Source organism: Mobilisporobacter senegalensis (genome assembly GCF_003752155.1).
Taxonomy (GTDB): domain Bacteria; phylum Bacillota; class Clostridia; order Lachnospirales; family Lachnospiraceae; genus Mobilisporobacter; species Mobilisporobacter senegalensis.
In genome coordinates this window covers 228,973-248,201 of the sequence record NZ_RJVG01000006.1, presented here as the reverse complement: position 1 = coordinate 248,201, position 19,229 = coordinate 228,973, and the positions used below count along the sequence as shown (strand labels likewise).

Sequence of the window (19,229 nt, the reverse complement as noted above, 5' to 3'; positions counted from 1 at the left end):
ATAGTAGTATCATTTGCCTTTGGTCAAGAATTGAAGAATAGGACTGAACTAAGTAATTCATAGGAGCAAAATACTTCTCCCCACTATTCTAAATAACTCCACGAAAGATACAGTTCTACGAATTCCTTGGAATTATAAAGATCTAACCCCACATTCATAATATTTATGCTTTCCATTTCATTCCTGTCAATCTTTTTAAATTTCATTAAAACTTCACTTATTTGCTCACTTCCTTCATCATTAAACTTCGCTAAATATTCTTTTGCAAATTTTATGTTTTCCTTTGTCAGACCCTGTGGCTTATGAAATATAATACGAAGATGCCATTCACCAATTCCATTGTTTCCATAGACATCAGGTGAATATTCAGAAGGGATAACTGTTATATGTATTCCATATGGAACATCTTCCTCAACAATTCCCTCTTTTGGGGTTTCAAAAGAGGAGTAATCAATCTCTTTTAATTCTTTATTGTTTAAAATATATACAGTCAAAATTATTCCGAAAATTATTATAACTGAAAACAAAAAATGTATCCTTTTTCTACTTACTTGCAGGATATACTTCTCATTCTTTTTTTCATCCTCCAAAGCTCTTTCCCCCTTTCACTTTAATTAAGAATTAATACAACAAAATTTGCTATAAAAAAAGCAACAAAGACAAGATTATAAATCCTGTTTTGCTGCAACCGAACTATCTAAGATTGTTTTTATTTACAAATATAAAAATTAATCTTGTGCGACTTCTAGCTTTGCGTCCTTATATTTCTATAAGTTTGCCCCATATTTTACCTATAGTAAAATTATATACATTATCCATATTTTGTAAAGTAAAATCTAATTTTGTAAATAGCAGACAGATTTATTTGTAATGATATCTCCCTGTCATTCATAGCAGGAGGCAGAGATGAATGCGATTCATCCATCTGCACAGATTCAGATTCTAAAAGAATTAATCGATCAGTTTAACTTAGAAAATAATCAATAATAAAGAGTTTTCTACGAATCACAAAAAACCCCTCGGTTTTATCCGAGGGATTTTTAATAAAAAAGGCAGAGGAGAAGCCTAGCAGTTGGGGAAAGGGGTAACTGCTAGGCTAATTTATGAAAAAAATTATCTCGCTAACGATGTTAATGTGCCAAGCAATCAATTTAGTTTTATGATTACTATGAGTTTATTATAAACAAAAGATATGATTATAGTATGGATAAATTATGAACAGTTTGTGAATTTTAATTACAGTTCAGCCATGCAAATCTTCAATCAAATGTGCAGGAAAAAAGCTTGCTTTTGTATGCACATTTGATTGAAGATTTATAAGGCGCTCTGCCTAAGCGAGATGAAGCGAAGCGAAATCGAGCTTATGGCTGAACTGTAATAAGTTCTTGTATTATAAGAAGAGCAGGAAAAAGCTTGCTTTTGTATGCACATTTGATTGAAGATTTATAGGGCGTTCTGCCCAAGCGAGATGAAGCGAAGCGAAATCGAGCTTATGGCTGAACAGTAATAAGTTCTTGTATGATAAGAAGAGCAGGAAAAAGCTTGCTTATGGCTGAACTGTGACAATTTTTAAAAAATAAAGTTAAAACTTATTGAACCAAATATTGCTATCATTGTTTCATTAGTTTAAATCCATAATATAATAATAATAGGCATTAATTTAATAATAGTTTTTACAAAATTGACTATTATTATTTTTTAATTTAAAATGCCTTTAATGATAAAGGTTGGTGAAAAATATGGCTAGCGTGTTTCAAAAGTTAATCAGCAAAGAATTTGGAGAAAGTAAGTATCATAAATACTTTTATATCTATCAAAAGAAAGTGATCGATAAGACGTATGATTATAAAAATTTAAATAATGAAGAAATTTTCAATGACATATATGAAGAATTAAAAGATATAGATGTTATACAATTAAAAAAGAGAATGGAAAGATTATCAGATGCTATGTATATGGCATTACGGATTAGCAAAAATTATATTTTTATATTAATTTTTTATCTCGTTGGTGCTTTATTCTTAGTAAGTTTAGATCTTCAACTTATTATAACAATAGCTGGTTTATTCTTAATGAGCATGACTTTCATTTATAAAACTTATGAGTTTGTGGTAAATAAATTCTGCTATATTGATGCCCATATAATAATCGTTTATAAATCGGTTCTAGATGAATTATTACAGATAAGAAGCGGTTTTTTCAGCGAATAGGGAAACTTTACTTATGAAGGAATATGATTAATTATCTTTAAAGGTTATGTTTTAGAATAATGTTGCAAATTTATCAATTTTCAAGGGAAGCCATTTGACTTCCCTTGTTTTGTTGTATAAGAATAATACATTCTAACTATAACTATCTAATATTCCTATTTATGTCTTAACCATTCCTGAGTATTTAATGATAATTCTTGTACTTCATTAATAAATCTGCTGATATGGTAACCATCACAAACTGCATGATGTACCTGTATGGATATAGGAATAAATATTTTATTATTTTGCTCAAAGTATTTGCCCATAGTGAAAATAGGAATTAAATACTTTCCATCATTGTACACATTTAGATTAAATCCGGTAAAACTCACCCATGGGATACTGGATACAGGGAATGTATTGGCTGGCTCATTTAATTTCGGAGCAAATTTCATAATGCCTTCGTAGTTCTCCATATCATCAAGATACCCTCTGTAAAAATATGAAAAACTTTCGTGATACTCTGTCCAGATACTTGAAAATGTTTCATTTTCCTTATGAAAGATAGTGTAACTCGGACTCATACTATCCCAGTAGCCTAAATTGCCATTTTCATCAAAACAAGTACGGAATTCCTTATGACTATTAACCACAGTTGCTATGATATAAATAAGTGTTGGATACAATTTAAGTTTTTTAAGTTTGATATCATTCAACAAATTTGTTATGTCTATATTTGTTGTCATACTGTAGGTACACCTAACGGAATTCAAATAGTGTTCAAAGTATGGCTTTCTGCTCCAATGCTCAATATCTATTAAATTAAATTTCATAATCTTGGCCTCCTAAAAAGTTTTGTTATCTTATTTTAGAAGGCTAACTTAATTGAAACGATCATTTTACAACCTCCAGATATATATAATATGCTCTTCAAGCCCGCATATATGGCTTAATTATAGCATGCCGACAATAATATATCAATTTTCAACATTCATTTAAAACATAGCTTCAATTTTTAGGACAATAATAAACAAATATTCACACTCCTAGCAATACCTATCATAAATTGGAATGTTTATAATAAAAATAAACAATCTAGGAGGTGTAGTTACATATGAAGTATGGCTATTTTGACAATGAAAGAAGAGAATATGTGATAGAGAAAGTAGATCTGCCTACATCATGGACGAATTATCTTGGGGTGAAGGACATGTGTGGGGTAGTAAATCATACAGCTGGAGGATATATTTTTTATAAATCTCCGGAATATCATAGAATCACCCGTTTTCGAGCAAATAGTATTCCGATGGATAGGCCGGGACATTATGTCTATATAAGAGATGATGAAACGGAGGATTATTGGAGTGTATCCTGGCAGCCGGTAGGAAAATCCCTGGAAGATGCAAATTATGAATGCCGCCATGGATTATCTTATACGAAGTACTCCTGTGAATACAGTGATATTAAAGCAGAACAGACCTTATTTATTCCAATAGATGATCCGGTGGAAATTTGGGATGTGAAGATTAAGAATAATGGAACCAGACCAAGAAGATTAAGTACTTTTTCCTATTTAGAATTTTCCTATCATCATATTGATATGGATAATCGTAATTTTCAGATGAGTAATTATGCTGCCGGTTCGTCTTATGAAGATGGTATTATTGAGCACGATTTGTTCTATGAAGAGTTTGGTTATCAGTATTTTACATCTAATTTTGAACCAGATGGATTTGATTGTTTAAGAGATAAATTTATAGGGCTGTATCGAACGGAAGATAATCCTGCTGCAGTAGAAAAAGGCCAATGTAATTCCAGTTTTGAGAAAGGGAATAATCATTGTGGTTCTTTACATAAGAAGTTAATCCTCCAACCAGGGGAAGAAGTAAGATTAATATATTTACTGGGAGAAGGAAACAGAGCAGAAGGCAGAAAGATCCGCGAAAAGTATTCCAATCTAAATAATGTAGATAATGGATTGAAGCAATTGGCAGATTATTGGAAGCTCAAAATAGATAAATTACAGATAAGTACTCCAAATGAGGGTATGAACACATTAATCAATACATGGACACTTTATCAGGCAGAGATTAATGTTATGTTCTCAAGATTTGCTTCTTTTATAGAAGTAGGAGGAAGAACTGGACTGGGATACAGAGATACGGCACAGGATGCAATGACAGTGCCTCATTCCAATCCATCCAAATGCCGCCAAAGACTGGTAGAATTACTTCGCGGCTTGGTTTCAACAGGATACGGTTTACATTTATTCCAGCCGGAATGGTTTGATCCTGATAATACTGTAAAACCATTTAAATCTCCTACGGTAATTCCAACACCAAATAAGGACGATATGATTCATGGAATAAAAGATGCATGTTCCGATGATGCTCTTTGGTTAGTAAGTTCAATAGTAGAATATGTAAAAGAAACCGGAGAATTTTCCTTTATAGATGAAGTAATAACCTATGCAGATGGTGGTAGTGGAACGGTTTATGAACATATGACAAAAATACTTGATTTCTCTAATGAACAGGTAGGGAAAACCGGTATCTGCAAAGGGCTTAGAGCAGACTGGAATGACTGTTTAAATCTTGGCGGCGGAGAAAGCGCAATGGTTTCTTTCTTACATTACTGGGCATTAGGAAATTTTCTGGAACTTGCAAGTTACCTTGGAAAAGAAGAGGATGTTAAGAAATATACAGCAATGCAGACGAAAGTCAAGAAAGTATGTGATGAAGAACTTTGGGATAAAGACTGGTATATCCGGGGTATTACAAAGAATGGTAAAAAAATTGGAACAAGTGAAGATAAGGAAGGTAAGATTCATCTGGAATCCAATGCATGGGCAGTATTATCCGGGGCCGCATCAGAGGAAAAAGGTAAGAAGGCGATGGATTCTATCGACAAATATCTTTATACACCTTATGGAATCATGTTAAACGGACCATCGTATACAGTTCCGGATGATGATATAGGATTTGTGACAAGGGTATATCCAGGGTTAAAAGAAAATGGAGCGGTCTTTAGTCATCCCAATCCATGGGCATGGGCAGCAGAATGTGTATTAGGACGTGGAGATCGTGCCATGAAATTTTATGATGCACTAAGTCCATATAATCAGAATGATTTAATTGAAATAAGGGAAGCAGAACCATATTCGTATTGTCAGTTTATAATGGGGAAAGACCATACAGCCTTTGGAAGGGCAAGGCATCCATTTATGACAGGAACCGGAGGATGGGCATACTTTTCAGCCACACGTTATATACTAGGAATCAGGCCAGGGTTAGACTCTTTGATCATTGACCCATGTATTCCTTCTGATTGGAATGAATTTCAGGTTCACCGTGAATGGAGAGGTGCATCCTATCGCATTCATGTTCAGAATCCAGATTCCGTCATGAAGGGTATAAAAGAGATACAACTTAACGGTAAAACAGTAAGAGAGATACCAGTGCAGCCAGAAGGCAGTGAAAATGATATTACCGTAATCATGGGTTAAGCAGCAGATCGAAAGGGGCATTAAAATGATTAAATTTGGTACAGGTGGTTGGAGAGCCGTAATCGGAGAAGATTTCACCAAATACAATATACAAAAACTTGCAAAGGCATTAGCAGTAAAGATGCAGGATGAGGGAGTCGTTGAGAATGGCATCGTTCTTGGCTATGATAGAAGATTTCTCTCTAAGGAAGCGATGAAATGGGCAGGAGAAATATTTGCTGCGGAAGGCATTACGGCTTATTTAATTAACCGTTCTTCTCCAACTCCATTAATAATGTATTATGTCTTAAATCATAGAATGCATTACGGTATGATGATTACTGCAAGTCATAATCCAGCTATTTATAATGGGATAAAAGTATTTACTTATGGCGGTCGTGATGCAGATGAAACACAGACGCGAGATATTGAAGAGTATATCAATAATATTGATGATTGTTCTATCGTAGCCATGGAATATGAAAAAGCACTCTGCAGAGGGCTGATTGTTGAAATCAATCCTCTGAATGAATACTTAGATAATATTATCAATTCAGTAGATATGCAGGCCATCAGACAGACAGGGTTAAGAGTTGCCTTAGACCCTATGTATGGGGTGAGTGAAACTTCTCTGAAGACAATTCTTTTAACAGCCAGATGTGATGTATATACAATACATGAAAGACACGATACTTTATTTGGAGGGAAATTACCATCTCCATCCGTACATACATTAAGAAGTCTGCAAAATTATGTGATTGATCATAATTGTGATATTGGTATTGCTACCGACGGTGATGCAGACAGGATTGGTGTAATCGATGATACGGGAAGGTTCTTACATCCAAATGATATCTTAGTATTACTATATTATTATTTAGTAAAATATAAAGGATGGCATGGACCGGTTGTTCGTAATATAGCTACAACTCATATGTTAGATAAGGTTGCCGATAGTTTTGGAGAAAAATGTTATGAAGTTCCGGTTGGATTTAAACATATTTCAGCCAAAATGAATGAAACAGATGCAATTATTGGTGGAGAATCCTCGGGCGGACTTACCGTTCGCGGACATATTAAAGGAAAAGATGGCATTTATGCAGCTGCACTTTTAGTAGAAATGATAGCATTAACTGGTAAAAAACTTTCTGAGATAGCAAAAGATATTGAAGAAGAGTATGGATCGATCTATATGGAAGAAAGAGATTATAAATTCAGCCAGGAGAAAAAAGAAGATATCTATCAAGTGCTTTTAATTGATAAATACTTGCCGGTGCTACCTTTTGATATTGAAAAGATATCCTATCTTGATGGCTGCAAGATATATTTTAAAAATGGTGGCTGGGTCATAACAAGATTTTCCGGAACCGAACCATTACTTCGCATCTTTTGTGAAATGCCAAGAAAAGATGATGCAAGAATTATTTGTGAAATATTTGAAGACTTTTTAAAAATTAAATAAAATCCATAAAGGGGCTTTTGCAAAATATACTTTTCTTCTTATGTATAGAGAATCTTATGTTTTTGCAAAAGCCTCTTTATGGTTTCTTTTCGGTATATTCTACATTCGTAACAAAACCCTTTGATAAAATCAGTCCAGCTTGGGACAAGAGCACAAAAGCAGACAAATAATCGCAAGAGATGAGATTGACTTAATTACAAAATATGACAAAATGGAGTTATAGAATTGGTTATATTTTCAAGTTTAATACAAAAATTGGATGATTTATACTCAATTCTATGCAAAAACTATATAAAGGAGGAATAAGATGAAAAGTAAGAAGCTATCAACCAATGTGAAACGGATATTAACAGTTATCACAACCACAACGTTACTATTAACTACAATTCTGACACCAGGAGTAACTGTATTGGCATCAGCACAAAGCAAGGACTTACCAGATTTTTCTCCGTCAAATGGAACATTACGAAATGTAATGTACTATGGAGACTGGTCTATATGGGGAGGACAAGGAAACTTTTATCCAAGCGGAATCCCGGCAGATCAGTTGACCCATCTTAATTTTGCATTCTTAGACTTTGATGCAAATGGAAATCTTATATTTACGGATAAAGATGCGGCTGTGGGTGCACCTGTTGGTATGGCTGAGGTACAGTGGGGAGCAGCAAATGCCGGTATTTTATCTGCATTACAGGAATTAAGAGCAGCAAATCCAAACCTGAGGATAGGGGTGTCTATTGGTGGATGGTCCAAGTCCGGTGATTTTTCTACTGTAGCGGCAAATCCGGGAACTCGTGCCAGATTTGTTGAAAATGTCATGAAATTCATAAAATATACTAATATGGATTTTGTGGATATTGATTGGGAATATCCAGCTTTGCCTCGTCAAGCAGATAAAGTTGATAATCAAAATGACGAAGGAACTCCACTTGCAACTGCTGCAGATAAGGAGAACTATATTCTTCTGCTGCAGGATTTAAAAAATGCATTAAATATACAGGGGGAACAATTAGATCGTACTTACGAATTATCAGTGGCTATTCCAGCTTCTAAATCACAACTGGAAGCAGGTGTTGATATTCCTCGTTTGTTCCAAACTGTAGATTTTGCAAATATCATGACATATGATCTGCATGGTGCATGGGACTCTGTCAGTGGACATCATACCGGATTGTATACAAATCCAAATGATCCAAATGCTGGCTCAGGGTTATCAGTAGATGCATCCGTTTCTTATCTGTTATCTAAAGGAGCACCATCCAATAAAATAGTTATTGGTTCTGCTTTCTATACCAGAGGATGGGAAAAGGTAAGTATGGGCAGCAATCCGGCAACACCAGGTCTATTTGGTGAAGCACAAGTTTGTACACAGGATGCGGATCAAACACCATCCCGGGGTGCTGCGAATGAAGCTCCTCTTAAGTCAGGAGAGGGCGGACGCCGTAGTGGTGTATGGAACTATGGATCTTTACAGAAATTAAAAGCAGCATATCCAGGTCTTAAAGAATATTGGGATGATGCGGCAAAAGCACCTTATCTTTATGATACTAATACGGGAGCATTTTTTACATATGATAACCAGCGCTCTATCAGAGAAAAAGCAGCATATGTATTAAATCATAATCTTGGCGGAATGATATCATGGGCTGCATCAGGGGATGCTGTTACTTCAAATCCATCAAAAAAGGATGAATTAACAAAAACAATTAAAGATGCATTGTTTGGAACTGGCGCCCTTCCAGAGTATGAAATTGGAAAAGCCAGTATTGATGCCAGTGTAACGGTTACCCCATACAGTGACCAAGCATCCAAAGGGTTTGAAATCACCATCAAAAATAATGCAGCAAAGAATGAAACTGGAGAGGTTCTGAGCCTGGTTGAACTTGCTGGAGAAACGATTAAATTACCTAAAATTTATATAAAGACAAAGAGCGGCGCTAATTTTAGTTCCGGAGGTTATGGAAGTGGAACTGTAACCAATGTAAATGGAATTGGTGTTGCTGATCTTGCAACAGTTTATGATAACCAGACAATTGGTCAGGGAAGCAGCTGTACATTTAAACTTGCCACCACAGGCCCGGCAACTTTAGAAGATATTATAAGTATCGAACTTTCACAGCGGATCATTAAAAGCGGATCAGAAATAAGCAGGCAGGTATTATATGGTGATGATACTACGAACCCTGATCCTGGCGATAATGCAAAGCCTGTGATATCAGGTGCAGGTAATATTACAATTAAGGTAGGAGATATCTTTAATCCACTTACCGGAGTTACTGCAATGGATGAGGAAGATGGAAATCTGACATCCGCAATCACAGTCAGTGGTACTGTGGATACCTCTAGGGAGGGAACATATACACTTATTTATTCAGTAACAGACAGTAAAAATGCAACTACAACAATTTCCAGAATTATAACTGTAGAAGCAGACAATCCAACGAATGATACATATGACCCAAATAAAGTTTATGTTAAAGGTGATATAGTTGTTTATAATGGTAAAACCTATATATGCAATTGGTGGACACTTGGGGAAAATCCGGAAACTTCCGCTGCCTGGTCTCTTCAGGTAACCCCAAATCCAGATGGTTCATCTGATTATATACCGGGTCATGCATACTTAGGAGGAGATTTAGTATCTTATAATGGTAGTATTTATGAGGCTCAATGGTGGACTACATCTGTACCTGGATCTGATGCTTCATGGAAATTAATTTCTAATTAATTTGATACTACTCAGTTTAAAATCATTCACTTAGTATAATTGAAGATACTATTCAAAGTATGGATTAATAGTGGATTTTATGGTAAAATAAAAAAGTGGATCAGGGCTGTTGCAAAACAAGCAACAGCCCCTTTTTAGATAATATGAATTAATGAATTTATATTTTAACAGGAGGCAATTGCAGGATGAAACGAAATGCCAATATATTTTTTAGATTCAAGGATAAAAAAGACAAACCAATTTCATTAAGAAGAAGGCTGCTCTTCTTAATCGTGATTGCCTGGATTGTACCGGTTTGCATCATATTTATATTCATATCCATGTCTTATCGTAACAATATTATTGACAAGACAGAAACATTAATGGAAGAAAGTCTTAAGAACTTTACATCATTTCACGCTCAAAAATTGGACGAGGCCATAACTATTTCTAAGAAAACGTCTTATGAATTAGTGATTGAAAAAGCCTGGAGAAAATTTCATGTTGGCAATATGACTAAAGCTGAATTTTATAAAGAAGTGATCAGTAATTTAAAAAGTAAATATTATAATGATAATCGTTTTGTTATGTCGGCCTTTTATCTGAGTGATGAGCCGGAACGTCTCTATTATACCTCCAGAAAGCCTAAAAGTTACATCGATACTTATTATGAAAAAGTACATAAAGTAGCAAATGAGATAACAGAACAGGAGACAACAGATGCTCATGTTAAAATAGTTGATGGCAAGATTTATATCATTCGAAATTTATATACAACAACAAACTATACTAAATTTGGAACTTTAGTAGTAGAATTAAATAAGAGTAAACTTTTCGATGGATTGGCCCTTAATACAGACTATGAATTGGGCTTTTTTATAGATGATTCAGAATCTATGATAGTTTATGACAGTACGCTCAGTGAAGAAAGCAGGACTTCCATCGTTGATAAATTAAGAAGCCAGTATTCCAGGACCATTAACCGGGAGATCATGAAAGTAGATGGCAGCATCTTTACCGGATTAATATATCAGCAGAAGTTTGATGATTATCATTTTGGAGCAATCCTGGTAGCGGATAAAAGTAAAATCTACAATGAACTTACTACATTGATTTATATTATAATGATTATCATTTTAATTGTAATCCCTGTATTCATATATATGTTATATTTTATTGCAAAGCATATTACTGCACCAATGGGAAGAATGATGAAAGCATCCAAAGAAGTTGAAAAAGGGAAAATCGGTATGCAGATTATTGGTGAAGAGATGCCAAATGCAGAATTCTCCTATTTAATGGATTCCTTTAACCGTATGTCGGCAGAAGTAAAATATCTCTTCGACTATGCATATAATGAAAAACTGGCAAGAAAAGAAGCTAAGATCATAGCCTTACAATCACAGATCAATCCTCATTTTCTAAATAATACATTAGAGATGATGAACTGGCAGGCGAGAATGGCAGGAGACGTAGCAGTGTCTAAGATGATTGAAGCTTTAGGCACATTATTGGATTATAGTATGGACCGTAATAATAAAAAACTGATTAATCTATCAGAAGAGCTAAGATGTGCAGATGCATATTTTTATATTATATCAATGCGTTTTGGGCAAAGACTCAGAGTTGAAAAAGAAGTAGATCCTGATCTATTACAATTACAGGTGCCTCAGTTAATTTTACAGCCTATCTTGGAAAATGCGGTTGTTCATGGAGTAGAAGTGGTTAAGACTGGAACAATCCGGCTTAAAGTTTATAAAGAAGAGGATAATGTTATTCTACAAGTCACCAATACAGGAAAAGCAATGACAAGTGAAGATGTGACCAGAGTACAAAGGATATTAAATGGAGAAAAAGACAGTATTGCAAATGGAAAAGGCAAACATGTATCCCTTGGTATACGTAATGTAAATGAAAGAATTAAATTAATTTACGGAGAAGACTATGGTCTTACTATATTACCAGTGGATGATGAAGAAACAGCATCTACGATAACCATACCTTATGAGATGGTAGATGATACGGAAAAGAGAAATTTACTAAAAAGTCTATTGGATAAATCGGAATAAAATATACTTTTACTGTGCTAAATATGTATGAAAAATAAAAGGTAGCAAGAATGAACAAATAATGTCAAGATGAACTAATGATATTTGTAAAATGTGTCTGTATAATTAGAGTATACCAAGTGAGATAAGTAATCTTCATGAGGTTGCAAAAACTATATTATTTCAGGGAGGATTTATTTATGAAAAAAATGAAAAGAATTCTATCCATGGTTTTGACAGTTGTATTAGTATTTTCACTTATGACTGCATGTGGAAAGAAGGAAGAAACAAAGGAAGCTGCAAAGGATTCCGCCTCTACAGAAGAAACTACAGATACAGAATCAACAGAAGCAACAAAAAATCCAGTTACATTAACAACAGTATCCATGCATGGTGGTACTGATCCTAACGCTGGTAATTATCAGGCAATTAACGAACAATTTATGGCTGAAAATTCATACATAACTTTAGAAGATGATTCACAATCTGCAGATCAGGACTGGAAGACAAAAATCGCAGCTGATTTTGCAGTAGGAAATGAACCAGATGTTATTCAATATTTTACAGATGCTAATGCAAGTGATGTATTAGCAGCAGACAAATTCGTATCTATCGATGAAATCAAAGCTGAATATCCAGATTATGCAAAAGATACTCTTGATACAGCATTAAAAGCAGCATCTAACCCAGACGGAGTTCAAAGAGCAGTTCCTACTACAGGATATTGGGAAGGTTTATTCTGCAATAAAGACCTTTTTGATAAATATGGTCTTGAATTACCAACAGATTGGGATAAGATGACAAAAGCTATTGAAACTTTTAAAGAAAATGACATTGTTCCTATCGCTGTTTCATTAAATAATGTACCTCATTATTGGGTTGAGTTCTTAATGCTTTCATCTGCTGGTCCAGATGGATATGCGCAAGTTCCAACGGAAACCCCAGAAGATTGGGCAAAAGGTCTTTCAATGTTCAAAACTTTAAGAGATATGGGTGCATTCCCAGCAGATACAGATACAATTGATAATGAACTTGCAGGTGAATTATTCAAGAACAAACAAGCTGCTATGCAATTAGATGGTTCATGGTATGCTGGTGGAGTTACAGATCAAGACAATACAGTAGTCGTTGCATTCCCAACAATTCCAGGTGGAAAAGCTCAGGCTGGAGCTATGGTTGGTGGAATCTCTTCAGGTTTCTATATTACAAAGAAAGCATGGGAAGATCCAGACAAGAGAGATGCAGCCGTTAAATTTGTAATGGCACATACGAACAAAGAATCTGTTACAAAATATTGGGGTGGCAATGGTCAGGCAGCTTGTGCTGTAGATCCACTTGATACTATGACACCACTTGGTGTATCTGGTCTTGAATACAGTAGTGCAGCTACAAGTATTTCATCTCCAACAGATGCAAGAATTTCTCAAGAAGCTTATAATACTTTAATTTCAGGTATTGTAGAAGTTTCTACAGGAGCAAAAGATCCTAAAGATTTACTGAAAGAAGTTTTAGAAATCAATAACAAGTAATTAAATTATTTTGGCAGAGGGGTTATGAAGTGAAACTTAATTCAGATGTGGTTTTTACCACATCTGAATCTTAGTTGAACTTATCTAGGGACGTAGCAGCTGTTATCTCCCACTTTAAAAGTGGGAGTGTTACAGCTGGTAGTCATCAGATAAAATCCGCCCCTCTGTTTTAATATCAGAATATAGGAAAGAAAGGCGAGATATTAATGCTTTATAAAAAGAAATTACCTTTATTTATATTCTTGCTTCCAGGCTTTATTTTAATGTTAGTGTTCTTATATGAACCATTTGTTGAAAATATAATTAACAGTTTTTATGATATGACATCATTTGTAAAAATGCCGGGAAAAGAGTGGAAGTTTATTGGATTGGATAATTTTGAAAAACTTTTAACTGATCCTAAAATCAAAATATCATTAGTCAATTCTTTTAAAATGATGGGATTGACAATTGTTTTCCAAGTAGGTATTGCATTTATACTCGCAATTTTGGTGAATTCAATTAAAAGGGGACAACATATTTTCAGGACAGTATATTTCTTCCCAATCGTTATATCGGCAACAGCGATAGGTTTGATCTTTAAATTGTTCTACAATTATAATGGTGGTATGTTGAACCAATTATTAAAGGCACTCGATAAAGAGCCAATTAACTGGCTGGCTCCTTCCATTGCTTTTATTATGGTATCTATACCGACTTTATGGAGTTATGTAGGATTTTATTTTGTAATTATGCTTACCGGACTTAGCGATATATCAGAAGATGTTTTTGAAGCAGCTGCCATTGATGGTTGTTCAAAATTTAAACAGGTATTTTATATAACCATTCCTCTACTCAGGGGTGTAATCTGTACCTGCATTACCCTGGCTGTTACCGGTGCGTTAAAAGTGTTTGATTTACCATGGGTTATTGTTCCCAAAGGAGCTCCCCAGGGTGTAACACATTTTTTAGGTACATATATGTATGAACAGACATTTACGATTGGTAATATCGATTACGGCTCTATTATTGCATTATTAATCGTAATACTGGGAGTAGTGGTCTCTGGAATTGTATCTAAGATTCTAAAACCAGATGCCAATCTTTAGGAGGTGGGAAAATGACGAAGCAAACAAAAAGAAAGAAAAGGATATCTATATCGCAAATTATAATATATATCATATTAAGCCTATGGGCAATCACAACCATTTTTCCATTTGTCTGGGTAGTGAATAATTCATTCAAACCTTCTAGTGAAGTTGTAAATTCTTCCTTTGAATTACCGAAAGAATTTACTCTTGATAATTACACCAATGCATTTGACAGACAGAATATATTAGTATCATATAAAAACAGTTTAATTATATCTGGAAGTGTTACCATTGCAGTTATGATTTTAGCAACTATGATGGCTTTTGCATTAACCAGATATACATTTAAAGGCAGGGGAATTGTACAGTCTTTAATTATATCCAGTTTGATGTTCCCTGCTTTCTCAACAATTATACCAGTTTTTAAGATGATGACGGGAATGGAGTTATTAAACAATCCAATCAGTGTAATACTACCTCAGATTGCAGGTAACTTAAGTTTTGCTGCAGTCATAATGATGGGATTTTTACGTGGTCTGCCTCTTGAAATGGAAGAAGCAGCTTATATGGAAGGTGCAAAAGTAGGTCAGGTATTCACAAGGATCATTATTCCCCTATGCAGACCATCTTTAGCAACAGTAGCAATTTTTTGTTTTTTATGGTCATATAATGATTTATTTACCCAGCTTATTATGATCCGAAGAAGAACCATGTATCCAATCAGTGCATTATTAAATGAAATCAGTTCAAAATATGGAACGGACTATGGACTGATGGCATCCTCTGTAACACTTATTGTCATACCAGTCTTAATCGTATATATCTTTTTACAAAAGAACATTATTAAAGGCTTGACAGCTGGAGCGATCAAAGGCTAGAATCAAGTTATTATATAGATTGGGGATAAGTGTATGTATAAAGTTGTGATTATTGATGATGAACCGATTATAGTAGAAGGCATATCCAGAATGGTACCATGGGAAAAGTATGGCTGCCAGATTGCAGATACTGCAAATGATGGAATGGAAGGTCTTGAGGTTATAAGGAAACAAAAACCACACATTGTTTTTACAGACATTGCAATGCCAGGTTTAGACGGTCTTAGTATGCTTGCCGGACTAAAGTCCGAATTTCCAGAGATGGAGATTAGTATATTGACCGGCTATCGTGACTTTGATTATGCACAAAAAGCTATCACTTTAGGCGTAACAAGATTCTTGTTAAAGCCTTCTAATATGAATGAGATTGAAGAGGCAATAGAAGCAATGGTCTCTAATCTAAGAACTAAAAACATATTATCGGAAGTAGAAGATACAACAGGTGTGGAGAATTGTAAAACAGATAATGCAGCAAGCAGTTTCATTGTTAATAATGCAATTAAGTACATAGAGAATAATTATGCACATAAATTGACTCTATCTGAAGTAGCAGAGAAAACTTATATCAGCCAATGGCATTTAAGTAAATTACTGAACCGTCATATGGGACAGAATTTTTCGGAAATATTAAATAATATAAGAATAAAAGAGGCTAAGAAATTATTAAAAGACCCATCGCTTAGAATCGGGGACATCGCAGAAAAGGTCGGCTTTGTAGATATGGCTCATTTTTCAAGAGTTTTTAAAAAGATAATTGGAATTTCAGCAAATGAGTATCGTAATTCAATCTCAGCAAATGATATTAAGTCAGACGAATAACTGTTAGAGAGCTTCCACTATCATTTCGTCTGGACTAGGAAAAGAGAGTGTGATGAAAATGTGGAAGAGAAGTACTGGGGTTAAAGTTTTAGAAGATAAAAAAGAATTCAAAGGGACGAGAAAAAAAACAGAAAAGAAAGATAAGAAAAATAGTAAACCAGGTTTTAACAGTATTAAAATAAAATTAATTGGTTCATTCATTATTCCGGTTCTATTCATCGTATTACTTGGAATTATATCTTATAACAAAGCATTAGAAGGTATGGTCAGTAATTATGAAAGGGCCGTTGGAGAAACCATATCAGCAACAGGAAAATACTTTGATTTAGGATTCAAATCCATTAGTGGAACGGTAACCCAGCTTGCAGTGGACGATAAGGTTAAGGAACCTGAGGAATACGGGGCATATAAAGGAGTCCATAAATCTATCATTGCAAAACTGGCAGGAGATGAATTGTTAAGCAATATACATATTTTTTCTGGAGCAGGTGCGGGAATTTCTACAAAATCCGGAGTATTAAAAGAAGATATTTATAATGAATTTATAGAGTCAGAGGATGGAGCTTATTTTAAAGAAGATAACATTGATATGGTATGGGTTGGAACTCATCCTTTTATTGATGATAAGTTCCAGACGAAAGAATCTGAGTATAGTTTATCCGTAATTAAAAAAATAACGGATTCCAGTGGCTTCTCTGGTCAGGGAGGCAAAGCAATTGGTTATATTGTAACAGATGTAACAATGGATGCTATAAAAAATGTATTAAAGGAATTTGACTGGGGAGAAGGAAGTATTAGCGGATTTATTACTTCTGATGGGAGAGAAATAGTATCGATTGATAAAAATGAGAATGTATTCCTCTCACAAAATTTTTATGAAGATGCAATAAAAAGTGTGAAAAAAACTGGTGCTGACTATGTAACTTACGAAGGCGCCCAGTATTTATATATCTATTCAAAAATAGATTCTGTTGGAGCTTTGGTCTGTGGATTAATACCAAAGTCCATCATTATAAAACAGGCGAGTGATATTAAACAATTAACAGTTATGCTCGTTATCTTTGCATGTATTGTAGCAATTATAATTGGGACTATTATGGCTGCAGGGATCGACAGAACCATTAAGATTATGGTTAAGGCACTATCCAAAGCAGCGGCTGGGGATTTAACAACGAATATCACTGTAAAAAGAAAAGACGAATTTCGTGTATTGGCAGATACCGTTAATTATATGATACATAGTATGAAACTATTAATCAAAGAAGTAAGTAATGTCAGCGATACAGTTACTACTTCAACAGGGGATGTTTCAGATACTTCAAGGGCACTGTCTATATCCACCAATGAAATAACAAGTGCAATTGGTGAAATAGAAAGAGGAGTTGCCAATCAGGCTAAAGATACACAAGGATGCCTGACCCAGATGTCTTCACTATCTGACAAAGTAAATATAGTCTATAAGAATACAGAAGTGATACATAAAATTGCAAAAGATACCAAGTCTATTACAGGTGAAGGTATTATTATGATGGACGAATTAAGCGGGAAGGCAAAAGAAACTACGAATATTACCCAGACAGTAATTAAGAACATTGAGACCTTAAATAACGAATCAGCAGCTATTGGAAATATTATAAATACAATCAATGATATTGCAGAGCAAACAAACCTCTTATCATTAAATGCTTCTATAGAAGCAGCCAGAGCAGGGGAATATGGGAAGGGATTTGCAGTTGTTGCAGATGAGATTCGTAAATTGGCTGACCAATCCTTAGAAGCATCCAGTCATATTAAGGAGATTATTAATCAAATCCAAAATAGGACAAAGGAGACAGTCCATACAGCAAGACAAGCGGAAAATATTGTTGAATCTCAAAGTCTGGCCCTATGGCATACCATTGAATTTTTTCATGATATTAATGACAGGGTGGAAAATCTGACACATACACTTGGAGACATCACCAGTGGAATCGGAGATATTGAAAAGGCGAAAAATGAAACTCTTGAAGCGATGGAAAATATCACATCCATTGTACAGGAAACTGCAGCAATTGCAGAGCAGATGAACGGGTGTGCCGGTAATCAGGTAATAGCAGTGAAAAAACTTAATGATGCAGTAGATGGATTAAAAAAGGACACCAATATTTTAGATGATTCTGTACAGATTTTTGTCATATAAGTGGTACAAATGTTCATAATAAGAAACAAACCTTGCGTATATTGCAACAAAATGGTATAGTATGTAATTAGATAAAACTGAGAGGATGAAATGAAATGAAGATTTTTAAGGCAAAAGACTATAAGGATATGAGCAGAAAAGCTGCTAATATTATATCAGCACAGATTATTATGAAACCAGGTTGTGTTCTTGGATTAGCAACAGGTTCTTCACCGATTGGAACTTATCAACAATTGATCGAATGGTATGAAAAAGGAGATTTGGATTTTGCAGAAGTGAAATCAGTAAATCTTGATGAATATAAAGGATTATCAAGAGATAATGATCAAAGTTATTATTATTTCATGAATCATAATTTATTCAAACATGTAAATATTAATTTGGATAATACTTATATACCGGATGGTACAGCAAAAGACAGCGCTGCAGAATGCGATAGATATAATAAAGTAATTCAATCACTTGGTGGTGTTGATTTACAGTTATTAGGCTTAGGACATAATGGACACATTGGTTTTAATGAACCTGGGCAGGCGTTCGAAAAAGAAACCCATCTTGTTGAACTGGCAGAAAGTACAATTGAAGCAAATTCCAGATTGTTTGAGAACCCTGATGATGTACCAAGATATGCTTATACTATGGGTATTAAAAATATTATGCAGGCAAGAAAAATTGTTGTTATAATAAGTGGTGAAGAGAAAGCAGAAATTGTAAAAGAGGCTTTCTTTGGACCAGTGACACCTCAGGTGCCTGCTTCTATTTTACAAATGCACAATGATGTAACAATCATTTGTGATGAGGCGGCTTTATCTAAGGTAGACTTTATTTAAGAGTTGAAGCACTTTCTGAATGATTCGTATG

At 34.6% G+C, this 19,229-nt stretch carries 13 protein-coding genes and 1 riboswitch; of the genes, 11 read left to right on the top strand and 2 right to left on the bottom strand.

The features are described 5' to 3' along the window. Positions 1-83 precede the first annotated feature (83 nt). Entirely contained in the window at positions 84-590 is a 507-nt protein-coding gene (locus EDD66_RS11600) for a hypothetical protein (RefSeq protein WP_123609749.1), read from the bottom strand. 90 nt (positions 591-680) lie between these two features. After that, a riboswitch (cyclic di-GMP riboswitch) is annotated at positions 681-790 on the bottom strand. Positions 791-1,739: 949 nt separating this feature from the next. Between EDD66_RS11600 and EDD66_RS11595 the strand changes: the two genes are divergently transcribed. Continuing rightward, positions 1,740-2,210, top strand: coding sequence for a hypothetical protein (locus tag EDD66_RS11595; protein ID WP_123609748.1), 471 nt, complete (start codon positions 1,740-1,742; stop codon positions 2,208-2,210). 155 nt (positions 2,211-2,365) lie between these two features. Here EDD66_RS11595 and catA read toward each other — a convergent pair whose 3' ends face one another. After that, entirely contained in the window at positions 2,366-3,025 is a 660-nt protein-coding gene (gene catA / locus EDD66_RS11590; RefSeq protein ID WP_123609747.1) for a type A chloramphenicol O-acetyltransferase, read from the bottom strand. A 281-nt stretch (positions 3,026-3,306) separates the two neighbouring features. Here catA and EDD66_RS11585 point away from each other — a divergent pair, with 281 nt between their 5' ends. From EDD66_RS11585 to nagB, 10 genes are all read left to right on the top strand, one after another. Continuing rightward, a complete protein-coding gene (locus tag EDD66_RS11585) occupies positions 3,307-5,697 on the top strand; it encodes a GH36-type glycosyl hydrolase domain-containing protein (RefSeq protein WP_123609746.1) in 2,391 nt (796 codons plus the stop codon). 25 nt (positions 5,698-5,722) lie between these two features. Beyond that, entirely contained in the window at positions 5,723-7,138 is a 1,416-nt protein-coding gene (locus EDD66_RS11580; RefSeq protein WP_123609745.1) for a phosphoglucomutase/phosphomannomutase family protein, read from the top strand. Positions 7,139-7,445: 307 nt separating this feature from the next. Continuing rightward, the gene (locus EDD66_RS11575; protein ID WP_123609744.1) at positions 7,446-9,866 is read left to right on the top strand and encodes a glycosyl hydrolase family 18 protein; all 2,421 of its coding nucleotides are present in this window, start codon (positions 7,446-7,448) and stop codon (positions 9,864-9,866) included. Positions 9,867-10,051: 185 nt separating this feature from the next. Then, the gene (locus EDD66_RS11570) at positions 10,052-11,914 is read left to right on the top strand and encodes a sensor histidine kinase (RefSeq protein ID WP_123609743.1); all 1,863 of its coding nucleotides are present in this window, start codon (positions 10,052-10,054) and stop codon (positions 11,912-11,914) included. A 179-nt stretch (positions 11,915-12,093) separates the two neighbouring features. Further along, complete coding sequence (locus tag EDD66_RS11565; protein ID WP_123609742.1) at positions 12,094-13,422, top strand: ABC transporter substrate-binding protein; 1,329 nt, start codon at positions 12,094-12,096, stop codon at positions 13,420-13,422. Between the two features lie 206 nt (positions 13,423-13,628). Then, positions 13,629-14,510 carry a carbohydrate ABC transporter permease gene (locus EDD66_RS11560; RefSeq protein ID WP_123609741.1) on the top strand — a complete coding sequence of 294 codons (882 nt, stop codon included), beginning with the start codon at positions 13,629-13,631 and terminating at the stop codon, positions 14,508-14,510. Positions 14,511-14,521: 11 nt separating this feature from the next. Beyond that, on the top strand, positions 14,522-15,370 hold the full coding sequence (locus tag EDD66_RS11555; protein ID WP_123609740.1) for a carbohydrate ABC transporter permease: 849 nt from the start codon (positions 14,522-14,524) through the stop codon (positions 15,368-15,370). 33 nt (positions 15,371-15,403) lie between these two features. Next, on the top strand, positions 15,404-16,189 hold the full coding sequence (locus EDD66_RS11550; protein ID WP_123609739.1) for a response regulator transcription factor: 786 nt from the start codon (positions 15,404-15,406) through the stop codon (positions 16,187-16,189). A 52-nt stretch (positions 16,190-16,241) separates the two neighbouring features. After that, positions 16,242-18,368 (top strand): methyl-accepting chemotaxis protein, encoded by a 2,127-nt coding sequence (locus tag EDD66_RS11545; RefSeq protein ID WP_123609738.1) that lies wholly within the window; start codon positions 16,242-16,244, stop codon positions 18,366-18,368. Between the two features lie 95 nt (positions 18,369-18,463). Continuing rightward, complete coding sequence (nagB, locus tag EDD66_RS11540; RefSeq protein ID WP_123609737.1) at positions 18,464-19,198, top strand: glucosamine-6-phosphate deaminase; 735 nt, start codon at positions 18,464-18,466, stop codon at positions 19,196-19,198. The last annotated feature ends 31 nt before the right edge of the window (positions 19,199-19,229 follow it).

Coding starts and splice junctions, on each gene's coding strand:
- EDD66_RS11560 (WP_123609741.1), top strand. CDS start 13,629: ATGCTTTATAAAAAGAAATTACCTTTATTTATATTCTTGCTTCCAGGC.
- EDD66_RS11580 (WP_123609745.1), top strand. CDS start 5,723: ATGATTAAATTTGGTACAGGTGGTTGGAGAGCCGTAATCGGAGAAGAT.
- EDD66_RS11565 (WP_123609742.1), top strand. CDS start 12,094: ATGAAAAAAATGAAAAGAATTCTATCCATGGTTTTGACAGTTGTATTA.
- EDD66_RS11575 (WP_123609744.1), top strand. CDS start 7,446: ATGAAAAGTAAGAAGCTATCAACCAATGTGAAACGGATATTAACAGTT.
- EDD66_RS11545 (WP_123609738.1), top strand. CDS start 16,242: ATGAAAATGTGGAAGAGAAGTACTGGGGTTAAAGTTTTAGAAGATAAA.
- EDD66_RS11550 (WP_123609739.1), top strand. CDS start 15,404: ATGTATAAAGTTGTGATTATTGATGATGAACCGATTATAGTAGAAGGC.
- EDD66_RS11555 (WP_123609740.1), top strand. CDS start 14,522: ATGACGAAGCAAACAAAAAGAAAGAAAAGGATATCTATATCGCAAATT.
- nagB (WP_123609737.1), top strand. CDS start 18,464: ATGAAGATTTTTAAGGCAAAAGACTATAAGGATATGAGCAGAAAAGCT.
- catA (WP_123609747.1), bottom strand. CDS start 3,025: ATGAAATTTAATTTAATAGATATTGAGCATTGGAGCAGAAAGCCATAC.
- EDD66_RS11570 (WP_123609743.1), top strand. CDS start 10,052: ATGAAACGAAATGCCAATATATTTTTTAGATTCAAGGATAAAAAAGAC.
- EDD66_RS11595 (WP_123609748.1), top strand. CDS start 1,740: ATGGCTAGCGTGTTTCAAAAGTTAATCAGCAAAGAATTTGGAGAAAGT.
- EDD66_RS11585 (WP_123609746.1), top strand. CDS start 3,307: ATGAAGTATGGCTATTTTGACAATGAAAGAAGAGAATATGTGATAGAG.